The following is a 17453-nucleotide window of genomic DNA, read 5'->3' as shown; positions in this document are numbered from 1 at the left end:
ACCTCCCTATGGACTACTTGCCATTTGCATTATAGCATAATTTTTTGCATGCAATCCCTTTTCTACCACTATTTATGCCCTTTTACGCGCATGCAGGCGGTCATATCACACATAATACAGCCAAACATTACTTTTTCGTGCTACCATGAGTGCAGAAAAGGCAGGGGTATTTATGATCATCGACAGCAAGGGAATGCGGCAGCTGGAAGCTTCATCTGGCTTTACCAATGCACAATTGATGGAAACAGCTGGAAAAGCATGTGCAGACTGGATCAGCAGCCATTTTTCCGCCTGCCGGAATATTCTGCTTCTATGCGGCAAAGGCAATAATGGCGGTGATGGTTTTGTCATCGGACGCATACTGGGGTCTGCCTTCCATGTCACGGCTGCCTGCGTGGATGGTGCCCCTGCCACCAAAGAAGCGCAGGATGCCTTCACCTTGTTATCATGTGATGTTCTTCAGGATCCGGATGCCATCCTGCAGGCGGCACAGCACACGGATCTGCTGGTAGACTGTGTGTATGGCGTTGGGTTCCATGGCGCCCTTTCCGCTCGCATGAAAAAGCTGTTCTCATCGATTAACAATATGCACCTGCATGTATGCAGCATTGACATCAACAGCGGTGCTGAGAGTGACAGCGGCCGTTATGATCCGGATGCGATCCGTTCTGATGTGACCATTGCCCTTGACTGCTATAAACCTTTTCATATGCTGCGCAAGGATCATCAGCTGTTCAAGCATGCATACATGGTGTCACTTGGCATTCCTCATCCTGACCATTCTGCTTTTCTGGAAATGAACGAGGACAGCTTCTTCGCTGGGTATCCCCGGAAAAAAGAGAATGCCTATAAAGGGACCTTTGGCAAGACGACAGTCATTGGCGGCAGTTATGGCATGGCCGGCGCTCTGGGCATGAATATCATTGGGGCAAAGACGGTTGGTGTTTCCTATCTGAATGCCGTATGTCCGCATGAGATCTACCCTGTTGTGGCTTCCCGTTTTCTGACACCGGTCTTTCATCCTTTTGGCGATCAGGATATGTACAGGGTCATTGAACCGCTGCTTTACGATACAAGGGCAATTGCCTTTGGGTCCGGCGCTGTCAATATGCCGAAAAAGGAAGAAATTCTGGATCTTGTTTTGCAGGCGGCTGATTGTCCGGTGGTGCTGGATGCCGAAGCAATCCGCCTGCTGAACCATAATTATTACATTCTGCGCTTTGTACATGAGCCTGTTATTCTGACACCGCATATTGGTGAATTATCTTCCCTGATCAACCGGCCTGTGGATGTGATCCAGCATGACCGGATTCATCTTGCCCTGCAGTTTGCAAAAGACTATAAGGTGTTCCTTGTGTTAAAGGGCCCGCACACGATTGTAGCTTCGCCAACTGGTGATCTTTATATCAACCAGTCCGGCTGCAGCGGTCTTGCCCAGGCTGGCAGCGGTGATCTTCTGACTGGCATGATTGCTGGTTTACTGACGATGAACAATGATGTATTTCAGGCTGTATGCATGGCTGTCTGGCTCCATGGTTATCTGGCGGAAGAAGGCACAAAGGACCACGCTGCCAACATGCTGGATCTCAGCCGCTTCCCTGCTTTGGCTGACAGTCTGTATTTCCGCCATGGTTTCTGATCTGATAGGAAGAAGGCACTGACATGTTTGGGAAGAAGAGAAAAACGCGTGCAGACAGAGAAAAAGAGCTGCAGAGAAAAGCAGCTGCATGCAAAGTGAAGGCTGAAGAGCTTTCAGGATATGATCGTTTGACAGATGAACAGAAGAAGGAAGAAGATTTTCTGTTTCTGATGGATGACATTGATGATTTTGACCAACATCATTAAGCATTCAAAAAAGGCCACTTTGGAGTGGTCTTTTCATGTGATGGAAATCAGCCCTTGAGGCCTTCTTCCTGGCGCTGCATGTTTTCAACGACAACATCATAGATGTCACCGATGGACTGTCCATATTCCAGGATTTTCCAGGGCTCATTAGTATGAAAGTGAATCTTGACGGGATCGCCATCGCCGCCAACAGCCAACAGGCAGTCTCCTTTGAAGTGATTCAGAATATAATCATGGATTTCATCTTCATCAAGATCTTCACCATCGATGAGAAGCTGGGTATCAAACTTAAACTCCAGTTTTTCCATATTTCCTCCTTGTCATCGATATTATAGCATGCGGCAATTCCTGTTTCCTGAATATCAGGAAATCTTGCTGGCAGCCCAGGTTGCCACACACGCACCAACCACTGCCATAATAATGGAACCGATGATGTTTGTATCACGCAGTCCGATCAGCCAGCCGATCAAGGCACCTACAAACGAGCCAATCAGGCCAAGAACCAGATTCTTGCCCGCATCAGAGCTGTCCTTCTGCATAATCCTATTGGCAAGATAACCTGCCAGAATACCTACAATAACTGTTCGAATCAGCCAGCCAATCATTTTCTGCTGCCTCCTTTGTTTACGCAACTATTTATAGCACTTGCCTGACCGGCGGTCAATGCCTGGCGAAAATCTTAAGAGTGTTCTTCCTGGTGGAATTCCTGTGCTTCTTTGATCCAGCGCGGCATATTTGCCTCAATCGTTGTAAAGCCAAGTCTGGCCACAGGCAGCTGTGCCTTGGGCAGGCCAGGCTTTTTCCGGTTGCGCACTCTTCCTTTATGAAGTGCCTTCAGAGACAATCTTGCCTGGTTCTGACGGGGATCAAAATCAATGATTTTCACCCGCACTGTCTCACCAACATGAACGTACTGTTCAACATCTCTGACATATCCTTCTGAGATTTCGGAAATATGGATCAAACCGCTGGTATGGGAATCAAGTGCTACAAAGGCACCATACGGCTGTATGCCGGTCACTCTGCCTTCCACGATCTGTCCTGTTCTGTATACTGTCATATCATTCTCCAGCAGTGATTATACACCATGGGCAGATATGATATACTTAAGACCGGGTGATGTTATGTATAAACCATATGGAGTAACGGCGCTGTATCCCTTCTGGTCCGCTATCGTTGCGGCACTGCTTGCACAATTGTTAAAGCCACTGTTCTACTGGCTCATTCATCATGAATGGCGCTGGGGACTCTGCAAGGATTCCGGCGGCTTTCCTTCTTCACACAGTGCACTTGTTTCGGCACTTGCCCTGGCAGTTGGTATCCGTGAGCACTTCAGCTCTACGATTTTTGCCGTCACACTGTCCTTTGCCTGCATCGTTGTCTATGATGCAGCCAACGTGAGGTATTACAGTGGACAAAACATCCGGATTACGCAACAATTAGTAAAGGACGTTCAGGATAACCTGCATGTCCGGTTCATTGATCCGATCTACCAGACAAAGGTCAAGGAAGTGCTTGGCCACAAATGGGTTGAATGCTTTGGCGGCGTACTGCTGGGCTGTCTGACAGCGTTGATCTTCCATCTGGTGGCGATCAGCTGATTGAAAGGATGCAATATGAGTGAGGAGAAAAAGGAAGAACAAATGAGCGAGGAAGAAAAGCAGGCTGCTTATGTCCGCGCTGAGAATGGTGAAGTCAGTCCGCTGACTCCGGAAGAAGAAGCTAAGAAGAAGGATGTCATGGGACGCATCGAGCATACACTGAACAAGATCCGTCCATACATTCAGGCTGAAGGCGGCGATCTGCGTCTGCTGGATTACAGCAATGGTATTGCTTATGTATCCATGATTGGTGCATGTGCCGGCTGCATGATGGCCACGGTTGATATCTCACAGGGTGTACAGGCACTTGTGGTTGATGAAGTGCCGGAAGTACAGGCTGTCAAACTTGCACCGACTTCTTATTATTGATACAGGATGGGAGCACAGAAGTGCTCTTTTTTAGTATTTGCAGAATTGCAAGATATAAATTCTGATATTTTTGCGAAATGTTTGAATTTTTTTGCTGTTCTGCAATATTTTTTCATTTTTTCTTGATTGTTTTCAATTTTATATGCCATTTTCTCTGATTTTTTCTTGTCTGTCTTTTTTCTATGGATTAAGCTTGTACAAGTAAAAAGGAGAGAGAGATTATGGAACATCCATTCGAAGAATTTGGTTCAATGGTATTTGGCGAAACGCAGATGGAAGAGCGTCTGCCGCGTCCTGTCTATGAGGCATGGAAGAAGACAGTTGCTTCAGAAGGTGTTCTGGACAGAGCAACCGCTGATGCAATTGCTCATGCGATGAAGCGCTGGGCAATGGAAAAAGGCTGCACGCATTTCACCCACTGGTTTCAGCCGCTGACCGGCGGCACCGCTGAAAAGCATGATGCTTTTGTGGAGCCAGGCAAGGATAATCTTCCGATTGCAAGATTCTCCGGCAAGATGCTGATCAAGGGAGAACCTGATGCGTCCTCCTTCCCTTCCGGCGGCCTGCGTGCCACCTTTGAAGCAAGAGGCTACACCTACTGGGATGTTTCCTCTCCGGTATTTATCCGCGACAAGGTACTGTGTATTCCGACTGTGTTTGTATCTTACACAGGCGAGGCACTGGACCGCAAGGAGCCGCTGCTGAAGTCAGTCAAGGCAGTTTCTGATGCCGCAACAAGACTTGTTAATATCTTTGGTGACAAGGAAGTCAAGTTCTGCAAGCCTTCTATTGGTCTTGAGCAGGAATATTTCCTGATTGACCGTGAATACTTTGAGAAGCGTCTTGATCTCAAGCTGACCGGCCGTACGCTGTTTGGCATTGCTGCACCGAAGCGTCAGGAACTTTCCGATCACTATTTCGGTGCCATTCCGGACCGTGTGGCAGCCTTCATGAAGGACGTCAACCAGGAGCTCTGGAAGCTTGGTATTTATGCCAAGACAGAACATAACGAAGTTGCTCCGTCACAGTTCGAGCTGGCCCCGGTTTTCTCCGAGTGCAACATTGCCATTGATCAGAACCTGCTGACCATGGATATCCTGCGCCGCACCGCCAAGAAGCACGGTCTTGCCTGCCTGCTGCATGAAAAGCCGTTTGATGGCATCAATGGTTCCGGCAAGCATAACAACTATTCTATTGTGACTGACAATGGCCAGAACCTGTATTCTCCAGGTGACAAGCCTGCTGAGAACATCCGCTTTTTGACCTTCATCTGTGCCTTCATCAAGGCAGTTGATACGTATCCGGTGCTGCTGCGCATGAGTGCATCCTCGGCTGGCAACGACTTCCGTCTGGGTGCCAACGAGGCTCCTCCTGCAATCATTTCCATTTATCTGGGCAGCTACATTGAGGACATCCTGTACAGCATTTATCAGGAACATCCTTCTCAGAAAGGCAAGAACGAAGCCAGGCCGGATTTCAACCCGGTCAACGGCCTTGCCTATGTACCGCATGACAACACCGACCGCAACCGTACTTCCCCTGTTGCCTTCACTGGCAATAAGTTCGAATTCAGAATGCTTGGTTCTTCCATGAGTGCATCTCTGCCGAACATTGTGCTCAACACGATCAATGCCCAGGCCATCAATGAGATTGCGGATCAGCTGGAAGGCCTGAAGTATGTGCAGGATATCCGTGACAAGGCACTTGGTATCTGCCGTCAGATCATTCACGATCATAAGCGTATTCTGTTCTCTGGCGACGGCTATTCCGCTGAGTGGATCAAGGAAGCCGCAAGACGCGGTCTGCCGAATGTCAGATCCTACATTGAATCCACCAGAGTACTGGATGATCCGAACGTTGTTGATCTGTTTACAAAGACCGGTGTCTTCACAGAGAAGGAAATTGATGCCAACCGCAACATCATGGAAGAGCAGTATGTTCAGATCGAAGGCATTGAGGTCAGAACATTGATGGAAATGACCAGAAAAGATGTTCTGCCGGCAATGGCAGAAGAGATTAAGGCTTATGCCGAAGGTCTGAATGCCTGCGGCAAAGCTGCTCCGAAGTACCTTACAACAAGAGTTGAAACCATTGGCGGCCTGATTGATGATGTCTATGGCAAGCTCAAGGCACTTGAGGCAAAGTATGATGAGGTATCGAAGAAAGGTTCTACCTACGATATCGGCTATGCACTGTATTATGAAGTCAATCCGATGATGATTGACCTGCGCAAGTCTATTGATACATATGAGAAGATTGCTTCTCCGCGCTACTACAAACTGCCGCTGTATCAGGACATGCTGTTCTCACTCTGAGCAATTGCATTCAAACAAGACCGTCCTGTCCGACGGTCTTTTTGATTGCGCAAATCGCACAAAAAACTCTGCGGTATCCGAAGAAGTCTTCAGATGCCGCAGAGCATTTATTTTCGTTACTTTGTATTCAGATCGATCTGATTCTCCATCATGCGGCGGTTGAGGGCATTGGCCACAAGTGTATAGATGACTGAGAAGATCGGGACGCCCAGGAACATGCCCACCACACCGAACAGCGCGCCGCCGACGATGATCGCAAACATGACCCACAGAGTTGGCAGGCCCATCGAATCTCCCAGGATATGGGGTCCAATGATATTGCCATCGACCTGCTGCAGAATGATGATGAAGATCAAGAATTCCAGGCTCTGCCATGGGTTGATGATCAGCAGGATGATCAGGCATGGAATGGCACCGATGAAAGGACCGAATACCGGGATCATATTAGTAATACCGACGATAAAGCCGATCATTGGTGCATATGGCATCTGCAGGATTGTGACAACCAGCCAGCAGACAATGCCGATGATCAGTGAATCCACGGCTTTGCCGGCAATGAAGCTGTTGAACATTCTGACGCTCAGACGGCCGACATACATGATTTCATCTCCTGCCTTTTCAGGGAATGCCCCATATGCCAGCTTCTTAACCTGGTGCTTGAACTTTTCTTCATCCAGCAGAAGGTAGAACATGATGATCAGGCCGATGAAGAAGTTGATGATGTTTTTCACGACTGATACAGAGAACGAAATGATCTTGGTAAGGCCGCCCTGTGCCCCGGTCAGCCATGATGTCAGCTGATCAGAACCAGTGCGGATCATTTTCTGGATATTATCCAGCAGTTCCGGATCGGATACGGAGAGCTTAGCCAGTGCTTTTTCAATCGAGTCGATATAGCTCTGCAGGTTCTCTGCAAAGGACTTCAGGCTGCTGATGAGCTGCGGCATGATGATGGCAAAGAATGCGGCCAGTACAAGCAGAACAACAATGAGGCACAAAAGTGTTGCCGCCCTGCGTTTTGTGCGTGCCCGCCAGTGCACATTCTTCATCACTTTCTTTTCAATCCATCGCCGCAGAGGTGTCATAATCAATGCCAGCAGCATGCCAATAAGGAATGGCATCAGTGCTTTGAGCATGACGCCAATGCCATTGCCGATGGCAGGCAGATTCTTGATAATCAGATAAAACAGAACGATCAAAATACCCGAGATCGTAAATGCAGATATATTTGCCTTGAGATTGGGATCCAGTTTCTTCCAGCTCATAATACTCTCCTGTCAATATGGCATTATACCATCCAGATGAAAAACCTATTGTTAAGATTTGTTCACCGTAAAAAAGAACGTTTTTATTGCATAAGATTTACAGAGCGGGCAATGTGTATAGGCATATGGACGAAGATTCATTGAAATCCAAAAGTCTGAATGCTTTAATATACTCGTCTTTTATCAAGAATGGGTGAGAGAGTCAGCTCTGTGATCCCATACCAGCCTGCCGTGACACACCGGTAAGGTGGTAAAGCTGACAGCGATAAAGAAAGAGAGAACTGAATCCTCTTTCCGCAGCTCGTTGAAAAGACAAACAAAAGAAAGGGAGTTTTTTTATGGCAAAACGTTATTTTACTTCTGAGTCCGTTACAAGCGGACATCCTGACAAAGTCTGCGATCTGATTGCAGATTCGATTCTTGATGAGGCAATTCGTCAGGATCCGTATGCGCACATGGCTGTTGAGGCTACCATCAAGGATGACCTGATTCTGGTCTATGGTGAAGCCGGCACAACTGCCAAGATCGATTATGAAAAGATTGCTCTTGGCGTCATGAAGAAGATTGGCTATAACGAAGAGTACCATGTGCTGACCAAGGTCAACAAGCAGTCTCCTGAGATCAACAATGCTGTTGCACATGATGAAATTTCTGCAGGTGACCAGGGTATCATGTTCGGTTATGCGGATGATGAAACCGAAGACCTGATGCCGTTTGCAATTGACTGTGCGCATAAGCTTGCAGCAAAGCTTGAGGAAGTACGCCGTCAGGATGACAGACTGAGACCGGATGGAAAGACGCAGGTCACAGCTGAGTATGATGATGGCAAACTGAAGAGAGTTGATACGATTCTGGTTTCCACCCAGCATACAGAAAAGATTACACAGGCTGAGCTCCGTGATCTGATCATTGAGAAGGTCATCAAGCCGGTTGTTGATCCGAAGCTGGTTGATGAAAATACCAAGTATCTGATCAACCCTTCCGGATCCTTCATTGTCGGTGGTTCCTGGGGTGACTCCGGCACAACCGGCCGTAAGATTGTCGTTGATACATATGGCGGATATGCGCCAATTGGCGGCGGCTGCTTCTCTTCCAAGGATCCTACCAAGGTTGACCGTTCTGCTGCATACTATGCACGTTATGTCTGCCGCAACGTTGTTGCCAACGGTCTGGCTCACAAGTGCCAGCTTGAGCTCTCCTATGCAATCGGCGAGCCGAAGCCGCTGTCTGTTACAGTTGATACATTTGGTACTTCCAAGTACACAGATGAGCAGCTGCTTGACATCATCAACAAGAACTTCGACTTCTCTGTTGCAAACATCATTTCTGAACTGAATCTGCGCCGTCCGATCTACGCTTCCACAACCAACTATGGCCACTTCGGAAGAAAGGGCCTGCCTTGGGAAGCATACAAGAAGCTGGATTTCTAAGACAATTTGAAAAAGGACTTCCGTCGAAGTCCTTTTTTGTACTCAGGCAAGAGCCTGTTTTCCTGCCGGCAGATCTTCAATATGATCTTCTTCCATGCGGATGGCAAACCAGATCTTGGTACCATCCGTATTTTCTTCCGGGTGTTCTGTTTCAAGCTGCAGCACCTCATAGCCAAGATGTCTCATAACTGCCCCGTTCTGCCTGCGTACAGGCTCATCTCTGTCATATTGATAGTAATATGGGTGGTCCAGTGCATCGGGCCCATAGCATGGGATATCCGGGTCCAGAGAAAGGATATGGAGATAGCATGCATTGCCTGTTTGATCATCCATGGCATATGCATGAATCATATCCAGCATCTGTACAAAGATATTTTTATGCCGGTATGCTCTGGTGACATAGGTGCTGCCCGTCAGAAAGGCCATGCCTTGTCTGTGTTCCATGCCGTTTTCCTGCAGCATTTGTGCAGCGATCTGCCTTTCCAGGTACATCCAGTCACTTTCCTTGCTGCATGCATCCAGAAAGCCTTCATCCTGCATCAATACATCCAAACCTGTCAGATACCCGCTGGCATCCGCAATGACCTGTGCGCCATCAAAGACAAGCAGGATCAGATTCTTCCAGTTTTCTTCCGGAATGGCAAACAGGATATAGGCATACCTGTCATCTGTCTCAAAGGAATACAGAGAAGGATCTTTTTCATACAGATCCATATACCATGAGGCAGGATGTTCCAGTGATGATTTCAACAGATCAAGTGCCCTCTTCAGATACATCTGTGCATTCATTTCCATAGTTGAAAAAGAGGATGGTTGTTCAGCCATCCCCTGTTCATTAACCCTTCAATACCTTATGGCAGCGCGGGCACAGTCCGTCTTCATCCGGATTCAGACTGTAATTCCAGCAGCGCGGGCACTTTGTACCCTGTGCTTTCTGCACCTTTGCACTCACCTGATCTGCAGGCTTGACATCAGCTGCCGAAACAATCAGCCACTGCGATACCTGATCTGGCAGCTGCTGGTTCAGCAGGCTGCACAGATCTTCCGGTGCTGTCAAAGAAATGTCTGCTTCCTGGCTGGACTTGATCAGCTTCTCATTGCGGGCATCTTCCAGCGCCTTGAGAACAACGGAACGCAGCTCCATGATTCTGGCACCATCAGCCTTCACCTGTTCAGCATCTGCGTAGTTTTCAACAGCCGGGAACTCTGTGTTGTGCACAGACTTCTCACTGTCATCGTTGAAGTGCTGCCATACTTCCTCAGCTGTATAGACAAGGAATGGTGCCCACAGGCGGACAAGCTTGTCAACACAGAGCCAGTATACAGACTGTACCTGTCTTCTGCGTTTGCTGTCCTTAGCCTCACAGTACAGGATATCCTTTGTAAAGTCACAGTAGTAAGAGGACAGTTCATTGACCATGAAATTGGTCAGTGCCTTGGAACATGCGACATAGTCGTATTCCATGACATCTTTTCTGACAGTGCTGACAACATCATCCAGCAGAACGAGGATATACTTGTCAACAGGTTCCAGATCCTGGTATGCGACCATATCCTTCTTTGGATCAAAGTCAGCCGGATTCACATTGCCGAGCAGGAAACGGAATGTATTTCTGATCTTGCGGTACTGCTCAGATACCTGCTTGATGTTGCTTGGACCAAGCTTAAGGTCCTGCTTGAAGTCGGAAACCATTGCCCACAGACGGAAGACATCAGCACCGTTCTTATTGATGATGTCCATCGGATTCACGACATTGCCCTGAGACTTGGACATCTTTTCACCCTTGGAGTCAACAACATAGCCATGAGAGAGCACTTCACGGTAAGGTGCCCGTCCCTTTACTGCTGTTGCCACAATCAGTGAAGAGTTGAACCAGCCGCGGTACTGATCTGATCCCTCAAAATACATGTCGCAAGGGAATTCCAGTCCCCTGTCTTCCAGTTCTGTCCAGGACGATCCGGAGTCAAACCAGACATCCATGATATCTTTTTCCTTGGTGAAGATACCATTAGGAGACTTCGGATTTGTATAGCCTTCCGGCAGAAGATCCTTTGGCTCACGCTCAAACCAGACATTGGATCCATACTGGCCGAACAAATCTGCAACGTGTTCGAAGACTTCCTTTTCCATGATCGGAGAGCCGTCTTCGCAATAGAAGATCGGAATCGGCACACCCCACAGGCGCTGACGGGAAATGCACCAGTCGCCGCGGTCATGGATCATATTATGCATTCTCTTCTGACCAAAGGAATTGTGCCAGACAACATGGTTGTCAATCTGGTCGAGCAGCTGCGGCTTGATCTTGTCAATGGAGCAGAACCACTGCTTCACAGCTCTGAAGATGACCTTCTTCTTGAGACGGTCATCATGCGGATACGCATGGACAATGTTTTCAATAGCCAGCAGGCAGCCCTTCTCATTCATATCATGGATGACAGCTTTGGAGCAGTCCTCGAAGAACATGCCCTGGTACTTGCCGGCATTCTCATTCATCTTACCGACAGAATCGACCGTATTGATCGGGCCGATGCCGTATTTCATGCATACATTGAAGTCATCCAGGCCATGGCCGCCGGCGGTATGGACAACACCGGTACCATCATCAGCTGTGACATGGGCACCAAGCAGTGTCGGACATTCCTTGTCAAAGACAACGTGATGATACGTAATGCCTTCCAGTTCTCTCCCCTTGAAGGTACGCAGAATACCCTGGTTTTCCAACTGGAACTTGGCCAGCAGCTTATCAACGAAGTCTGCCAGCATGATCAGCTTGCCCTTTTCTGTCTTTACCTCGGCATAGACCAGATCGGCATTTAAGCAGACTGCTTCGTTGGAAGGAATGGTCCACGGTGTGGTTGTCCAGATGACATAGTAGTCATCCTGATCGAGAACACCCTTGCCATCCGCAATCTGGAAAGCCAGATAAATGGTGGCGTCCTTGACATCACGGTACACGATTTCAGAATCCGCAACAGCAGTCTCATTAAATGGTGACCAGTAAACAGGTTTGAGTCCCTGGAAAATCAGGCCATCCAGTGCCATCTTTTCGAAGCAGCGGATCTGTCTGGCTTCAAATCCCTTCTTCAGAGTGATGTAACGATGCTCATAGTCAGCAATCTGACCCAGACGCTTTTCGGTTGCCATCTGCTGGGCAATCTGCTGATGAGCATATTCCTCACACTTGGAGCGGAATTCTGCCGGAGAAAGCTTCTTGCGGTCAACACCAAGCTTCTGAATGGCATTCTCGATCGGCAGTCCATGTGTATCCCAGCCTGGGAAATACGGTGTATAGTAGCCGCTCATCGCATGGGAGCGGTTGATGAAGTCCTTGATGACACGGTTCATGGCTGTACCGGCATGCAGGTTGCCATTGGCATATGGCGGACCATCATGCAGAACAAATGCTTTCTGCCCTTTATGATGAGCAAGCAGATCCTGGTAATAGTTATTTTCCTCCCACTGTTTCAGAATAACCGGCTCTTTCCTGGCCAGATTGCCTCTCATCTCAAAGTCGGTGTTCGGCATGTTCAATGTGCTTTTGTAATCCATTCTTTGCCTTTCCTTTCCAGAGGACGCCAATAAAAAAAGCGTCCCATTCTCTAAGGACGCTGTCAGCGCGGTACCACCTTAGTTCATGGCAGAATGCCATGCCCTCACTTATTCCTTAACGCGGAATGCACGATTGCTCACAGGTGATGTCTTGCTCTTTTCCACATGTCTGTTTCCACCATCCACAGACTCTCTAGAGTGCTGCTAAAGGCAAGCGCGTCCTGATCAACGCATTTTCTTCTCTGCTTCATCCAGCCAGCGCAGATCCGGCATCTTTGGCAGCTGGAATTTATCCAGCTCTGCCTGCAGATCACTGAGCTCCTTCTTCATGTCCGTCTTGACATCACCGGCAGAATTGTACAGTCTTGACAGGTCCATCAGAATCAGACGGGCGGTGCCAAGTGCTTCACGGATGATCTCATCCGCATTGTTCTGTGCAGTTGAGATAATCTCATTGGCTTCCCGCAGGGACAGTCTGGCGATATCATCCGCCGCTGCCTGTTTTGCCTGCATATTCTGCAGCACTGCGTTGTACTTTTTCTGCATGTCATCCAGACGGGCAGCATCCTCAGCTGCCTGCTGCTGGTACAAAGCAATTCTTTTTTCCAGCTCATCTACCTGGGCAGCATACTTCTCGACAGCATCATCCACCGCAAAACGATCATATCCATTCTTCATCACACGGAATGTCGGCCTTTTTGCTGTCAAAATCGTCACCTCTCAGATATACTGCTGAAACTTTGCCACGATCCGGTCCGAATGTGTCTTACGGTCGTATCCTTCATACAGAAAACGACCGAACCCTCGGATCGAAATCGTAACGTTATTATGGCACACTTCATCAGGTACATCAAGCGCAACATGATCGAACTGCACCATTCCAGCATGAATCATTTCCTTCGCTTTTGAGCGGGAAACATGCGTAATTGCCGCAATGATGGCATCAGCCCTTTCACTGGCAGCCACGGCTGTAAAGCTGCGCATCTGAAACACCTGAGCAGGATAATCATCAATCTGTTCAAACTGGACACTGAGCTGGTTGATCCTGGTCAGATTGTCAATCAAAAACGGTGCCATGGAAGTGGATGTATACAGATAGATGCAGTCATCACTGATCCAGAAATCACCGAAGGCATGCCGATCGATCTGCAGTGACATGAGTGCCCCGAGAATATCACGATGGGAAATCTTCCGGAAGCGCTGATCTGCTTTTGCCTGCAGACAGACAATATCAGAAAAGTCATCTTCCTCATCAAAGAGAAAAATGACTTTTTGCTTTCTTGCCTGCGGATAGCCGCCAAACCAGCGGACATGAGCAGATGGCATAAAGATTTTCTGCATAGCCGCTGTCTCTTCTTCATTCAGAAAAGACGAGCATGTATGTGTATGCCAGCGCTCACTTTTATCCTGCAGATCATGCAGATGTGCTTCCAGAGATGAATAGTCAGCCTTCTCAGTCATCATCGCCGTCGAGCTTGATTTCCCCATCAACGGCAACATTGCGCGGTGCGCACAGAATCACATTATGGCCGATCTTCTGAATCGTGCCATCCAGTGCAAAGACAACACCTGTCAGGAAATCAATGGTGCGCTGCGCATAGTCTCTCTGCAGACGATGCAGATTGACAACACATGCTCTTCTGTCCTTCAGATGTCTGGCAATTTCCTCAGCCTCTTCAAAAGAACGCGGCTCAAACAGAACCATGGCAGCATTTGTCGGCACACCGGTTACTTCTGTCCGTTTCTTTTCATAGGAGCTCAGCGGCTTTGCCTCACTCTGTCTGTATTCCAGTTCTTCATCTGCACCTTCTTCATCGTCGTCATCATCTTCGACCGGTGCAATAAAATTTTTCAGTTTTTCTAAAGCCACGTCTGGTACCTCCAATCACGTCTATCATTATAGCATGTAAGGTTGCTCATTCAACGTACGAATCATACAGAAAAAGAGCCTTGCTCAGGCTCTTTCAGAACGATTCCACCGCAGCTTTGTCCAGTCTTTCCAGCAGTGCACATGCCAGTCTGACTGCATTTTCATAATCACAGTACTTCACAAAGCAGTTGGAACTGTGAATGTAGCGGACCGGGATGCCGATGACAATTGCCGGTACACCGAACTGTGTATTGACTGCAGCACCATTGGTACCGCCGCCGCTGCGCACTGATTCCTGCACCGGAATGCCAAGGTTTCTGGCTGTATCCAGGGCAAACTTCTGGAATCTCCAGTTGGTGATCATGGAGACATCCATATGCCGCAGCATTGGTCCTTTGCCAATAGCCGCCTGGATCATGTAATCCGGTGAGAAGGTATCATCTGCAGGACATCCTTCAAAGCAGATCATGACATCTGGCTTCAGCGCAGCCGCATTGGCACGAACACCTCTTTCCCCTACCTCTTCCTGGGCAGAGAAACAGGCACTCAGTGCACACGGCAGTTCCTTCTGATACATTCTCTTCAGCGTTTCAATTTCAGCAGCGACGCCGATCCGGCAGTCAAATGCCTTGCCAAAGAACAGATCACGCTTTTGATCATAGCGGCATACGACATCCGGTACAGCCGGAGAGCCGATATGAATGCCAAGTGCCATTGTTTCCTGGGCACTTGTACTGCCGCAGTCCAGAATCATATCATCAGGGTCCAGCGGCTTATTGCGGTCTGCTGCACTCATGAAATGAGGCGGCTTGGCAGCAACAACTGCAGGAACAAAGGTACCCTTATCCGTCTTGATCAGAAAGGAATTGGCAGGCAGGGAAGACGGCGAAATACCGCCAAGGCGCAGGAACTTCATGGTGCCATCCGGACGGATTGCCTGTACAATCAGGCCGACTTCATCCAGATGGGAATCCAGCATGACTCTTGGCTTGTCACTGTGTGCATCCTTCTCACAGCGGACATTGCGCATATGATCCTGTACGGTATCATACTCAGGCAGCTGGGATCTTACAAATTCAGCGGCGTCATCCTCAAAACCGGATGCACCGAATACATCAGAAAGCTTCTCAATACGTTCAATTTGATTCATCTGCTGTACTTTCCTTCTTTTCCTTGTTTGCCTTGATCACCTTCATACGTGAGAATTCCTCACGTTCCTTCTCTTCAAGGTCTGCACTCATGACGCGAATTTCTTCCTTATAGCGGGGAATCACAATGTTGCGAAGCGCATTGGCACGTTTCTGCGTTGTAGAAATAGCGTGGGCAAGACGGTAGACCGTATTGTCTACCTCCGCCAGCACCATCGTGATCTCCTTTACCTTCTGAAACTGTATGTACGCTTCATCGATGGTCGCATTGGTATCTTCCATACCATATGGAATATCGTAGGAATCCGGTTTGTGATAGCTCACCTTGGGGACTTCAACACCCATGACACTCCGATATGTAACATGGATCGAATCCTCTACCTTGGTGCGCCTGGCAACCCGGTCAATAACGCCGGAATAGACATTTGCCTGCTGCAGAAGGAAATATCCGGTCGCATATGCATCACTGATCTGTTCACGCAGTGCTTTTACCTTCTCAACTTCACTCATCATTTCCTTGACAAGGATATTGCGCTTGCGGTCCATCAGCTCATAGCCATTCTCAGCCAGAGCCAGCGACTTCTTCGCTTTGATCAGATTTCCTTTTGTTGCAGGTACGCCCGCCATTTATTTTTCCTCCTGCTCAAGAGCAAGAGCAATCGTGCGCTCAGCATGTTCCGGATCATAGTTCTGCTTGATCAGCTTCGGATCCAGACGGTCAAGAGCACTTGCAGGCAGTGTCGAAAGAAGTGCCCAGCCCAGGTTCAGCGTCTCCTGAATGGAGCGGTTGGTATGGGTGCCCTGGCCGATAAAGATCGACTCAAAACGGCGTCCAAACTCCATGTACTTCTTATCCAGATCTGAGAGTTCGTCCTCACCGATGACGCTTGCCAGCGAACGGGCGTCCTGGACCTTGGCATAAGACGCAAACAGCTGATTGGCAACATCCTGATGGTCGCCGCGTGTATATCCTTCACCGATACCATCTTTCATCAGACGTGACAATGACTGCAGAACACCGATCGGCGGATTGATTCCCTTGAGATACAGATCACGGTCCAGTACAATCTGGCCTTCGGTAATATAACCGGTCAGATCCGGTACCGGATGGGTAATATCATCATTCGGCATGGTCAGGATCGGAATCTGGGTCACACTGCCCTTGCCGCCTTTGATGATGCCGGCTCTTTCATACAGCGATGCAAGATCGGAGTACAGATAGCCCGGATAGCCTTTACGGGAAGGAATTTCACCCTTACTGGAAGAGATTTCACGTACAGCTTCGCAATAGGAAGTCATATCGGTCAGAATGACAAGCACGTTCATGCCGCATTCATAGGCCAGATATTCCGCTGCGGTCAGTGCACAGCGCGGGGTTAACATTCTTTCGACGATCGGATCATCAGACAGGTTGACATACATGACAACCTTCTCCATGACACCAGTCTCTTCGAAGGATCTGCGGAACATGTCGGCGACATCGTTCTTGACACCCATGGCACCGAACACAATACAGAAGTTTTCACTGTCTTCACCAGTCAGATGTGCCTGACGGACAATCTGAATGGCAAGCTGGTCATGCGGCAGGCCGCTGCCGGAGAAAATCGGCAGTTTCTGGCCGCGGATCAGTGTATTCAGGCCATCAATGGCAGAGATACCAGTCTGGATATAGTTACGTGGGTACACACGGGAAACCGGGTTCAGCGGCTTGCCGTTGACATCCTCAAACTTTTCCGGATAAACCTCTCCCAGGCCGTCAATCGGCTCACCGACACCATTGAAGGTGCGGCCGAGGATTTCTCTGGAAAGACCAAGTTCCATTGGATGACCGAGCAGCTTTGTCTTGACATTGGTCTTGGACATGCCATCAGTGCCTTCAAACACCTGAATGACTGCTCTTTCACCTTCGATCTCTGTGACACGGCCGATACGGGTGCTGCCATCAGCGAGCTCAATGGAAACCATTTCTTCGTTGGAAACATTCTTGACATGATCGAGGGCAATCAGAGAACCTCTGACATCACTCAGTCCTAATAACTGCAGGCTCACACAAAGCCCCC

General features: G+C 48.6%; 18 protein-coding genes, 1 riboswitch and 1 other annotated feature. Of the genes, 6 read left to right on the top strand and 12 right to left on the bottom strand.

The window, feature by feature from the left end:
- Nucleotides 1-145 precede the first annotated feature (145 nt).
- Both DHU66_RS11365 and DHU66_RS11360 read left to right on the top strand, forming a co-directional pair.
- The gene (locus tag DHU66_RS11365; protein WP_108776056.1) at nucleotides 146-1639 is read left to right on the top strand and encodes an NAD(P)H-hydrate dehydratase; all 1494 of its coding nucleotides are present in this window, start codon (nucleotides 146-148) and stop codon (nucleotides 1637-1639) included.
- A 23-nt stretch (nucleotides 1640-1662) separates the two neighbouring features.
- Nucleotides 1663-1845, top strand: coding sequence for a hypothetical protein (locus DHU66_RS11360; protein WP_108776055.1), 183 nt, complete (start codon nucleotides 1663-1665; stop codon nucleotides 1843-1845).
- A 47-nt stretch (nucleotides 1846-1892) separates the two neighbouring features.
- Here DHU66_RS11360 and DHU66_RS11355 read toward each other — a convergent pair whose 3' ends face one another.
- From DHU66_RS11355 to DHU66_RS11345, 3 genes are all read right to left on the bottom strand, one after another.
- The gene (locus DHU66_RS11355; RefSeq protein ID WP_108776054.1) at nucleotides 1893-2153 is read right to left on the bottom strand and encodes a kinase to dihydroxyacetone kinase; all 261 of its coding nucleotides are present in this window, start codon (nucleotides 2151-2153) and stop codon (nucleotides 1893-1895) included.
- Between the two features lie 54 nt (nucleotides 2154-2207).
- Entirely contained in the window at nucleotides 2208-2450 is a 243-nt protein-coding gene (locus tag DHU66_RS11350) for a GlsB/YeaQ/YmgE family stress response membrane protein (RefSeq protein ID WP_108776053.1), read from the bottom strand.
- 74 nt (nucleotides 2451-2524) lie between these two features.
- The gene (locus DHU66_RS11345) at nucleotides 2525-2905 is read right to left on the bottom strand and encodes a CvfD/Ygs/GSP13 family RNA-binding post-transcriptional regulator (protein ID WP_108776052.1); all 381 of its coding nucleotides are present in this window, start codon (nucleotides 2903-2905) and stop codon (nucleotides 2525-2527) included.
- A 37-nt stretch (nucleotides 2906-2942) separates the two neighbouring features.
- Between DHU66_RS11345 and DHU66_RS11340 the strand changes: the two genes are divergently transcribed.
- The 3 genes from DHU66_RS11340 (at nucleotide 2943) to DHU66_RS11330 (ending at nucleotide 6130) form a co-directional block, all read left to right on the top strand.
- The gene (locus tag DHU66_RS11340; RefSeq protein ID WP_245309551.1) at nucleotides 2943-3446 is read left to right on the top strand and encodes a divergent PAP2 family protein; all 504 of its coding nucleotides are present in this window, start codon (nucleotides 2943-2945) and stop codon (nucleotides 3444-3446) included.
- A gap of 15 nt (nucleotides 3447-3461) precedes the next feature.
- On the top strand, nucleotides 3462-3815 hold the full coding sequence (locus DHU66_RS11335) for a NifU family protein (RefSeq protein ID WP_245309549.1): 354 nt from the start codon (nucleotides 3462-3464) through the stop codon (nucleotides 3813-3815).
- A 221-nt stretch (nucleotides 3816-4036) separates the two neighbouring features.
- A complete protein-coding gene (locus DHU66_RS11330; RefSeq protein WP_108776050.1) occupies nucleotides 4037-6130 on the top strand; it encodes a glutamine synthetase III family protein in 2094 nt (697 codons plus the stop codon).
- Between the two features lie 116 nt (nucleotides 6131-6246).
- Here DHU66_RS11330 and DHU66_RS11325 read toward each other — a convergent pair whose 3' ends face one another.
- Nucleotides 6247-7395, bottom strand: a complete 1149-nt coding sequence (locus DHU66_RS11325; RefSeq protein WP_108776049.1) for an AI-2E family transporter — start codon at nucleotides 7393-7395, stop codon at nucleotides 6247-6249.
- 177 nt (nucleotides 7396-7572) lie between these two features.
- Nucleotides 7573-7667, top strand: a riboswitch (SAM riboswitch).
- A 66-nt stretch (nucleotides 7668-7733) separates the two neighbouring features.
- On the opposite strand from DHU66_RS11325, the gene metK reads away from it, so the two are divergent.
- Complete coding sequence (metK, locus tag DHU66_RS11320; protein ID WP_108776048.1) at nucleotides 7734-8825, top strand: methionine adenosyltransferase; 1092 nt, start codon at nucleotides 7734-7736, stop codon at nucleotides 8823-8825.
- A 42-nt stretch (nucleotides 8826-8867) separates the two neighbouring features.
- Here the strand turns inward: metK and DHU66_RS11315 are convergent, their stop codons facing one another.
- The 8 genes from DHU66_RS11315 to DHU66_RS11280 form a co-directional block, all read right to left on the bottom strand.
- Nucleotides 8868-9620, bottom strand: a complete 753-nt coding sequence (locus DHU66_RS11315; RefSeq protein ID WP_108776047.1) for a hypothetical protein — start codon at nucleotides 9618-9620, stop codon at nucleotides 8868-8870.
- A 40-nt stretch (nucleotides 9621-9660) separates the two neighbouring features.
- Complete coding sequence (ileS, locus tag DHU66_RS11310; RefSeq protein ID WP_108776046.1) at nucleotides 9661-12375, bottom strand: isoleucine--tRNA ligase; 2715 nt, start codon at nucleotides 12373-12375, stop codon at nucleotides 9661-9663.
- Nucleotides 12376-12424: 49 nt separating this feature from the next.
- Nucleotides 12425-12613: a binding site (T-box leader), on the bottom strand.
- Nucleotides 12601-13083 carry a DivIVA domain-containing protein gene (locus DHU66_RS11305; RefSeq protein WP_108776045.1) on the bottom strand — a complete coding sequence of 161 codons (483 nt, stop codon included), beginning with the start codon at nucleotides 13081-13083 and terminating at the stop codon, nucleotides 12601-12603. (Overlaps the previous feature by 13 nt.)
- A 12-nt stretch (nucleotides 13084-13095) precedes the next feature.
- Nucleotides 13096-13863 carry a YlmH/Sll1252 family protein gene (locus DHU66_RS11300; protein ID WP_245309547.1) on the bottom strand — a complete coding sequence of 256 codons (768 nt, stop codon included), beginning with the start codon at nucleotides 13861-13863 and terminating at the stop codon, nucleotides 13096-13098.
- Nucleotides 13829-14245: a cell division protein SepF gene (locus DHU66_RS11295; RefSeq protein ID WP_108776044.1), complete on the bottom strand. Its 417-nt coding sequence runs from the start codon at nucleotides 14243-14245 to the stop codon at nucleotides 13829-13831. Before DHU66_RS11295 ends, DHU66_RS11300 begins: the two co-directional genes overlap by 35 nt.
- Before the next feature lie 94 nt (nucleotides 14246-14339).
- Nucleotides 14340-15395, bottom strand: a complete 1056-nt coding sequence (locus DHU66_RS11290; RefSeq protein WP_108776043.1) for a M42 family metallopeptidase — start codon at nucleotides 15393-15395, stop codon at nucleotides 14340-14342.
- Nucleotides 15382-16020 carry a V-type ATP synthase subunit D gene (locus DHU66_RS11285; protein ID WP_108776042.1) on the bottom strand — a complete coding sequence of 213 codons (639 nt, stop codon included), beginning with the start codon at nucleotides 16018-16020 and terminating at the stop codon, nucleotides 15382-15384. Before DHU66_RS11285 ends, DHU66_RS11290 begins: the two co-directional genes overlap by 14 nt.
- Nucleotides 16021-17442: a V-type ATP synthase subunit B gene (locus tag DHU66_RS11280; protein WP_108776041.1), complete on the bottom strand. Its 1422-nt coding sequence runs from the start codon at nucleotides 17440-17442 to the stop codon at nucleotides 16021-16023.
- Nucleotides 17443-17453: the final 11 nt, after the last annotated feature.

The sequence above is a fragment of the Lactimicrobium massiliense genome (assembly GCF_900343155.1).
Lineage (GTDB): Bacteria > Bacillota_I > Bacilli_A > Erysipelotrichales > Erysipelotrichaceae > Bulleidia > Bulleidia massiliensis.
This window is presented reverse-complemented; position numbering and strand designations above follow the sequence as displayed.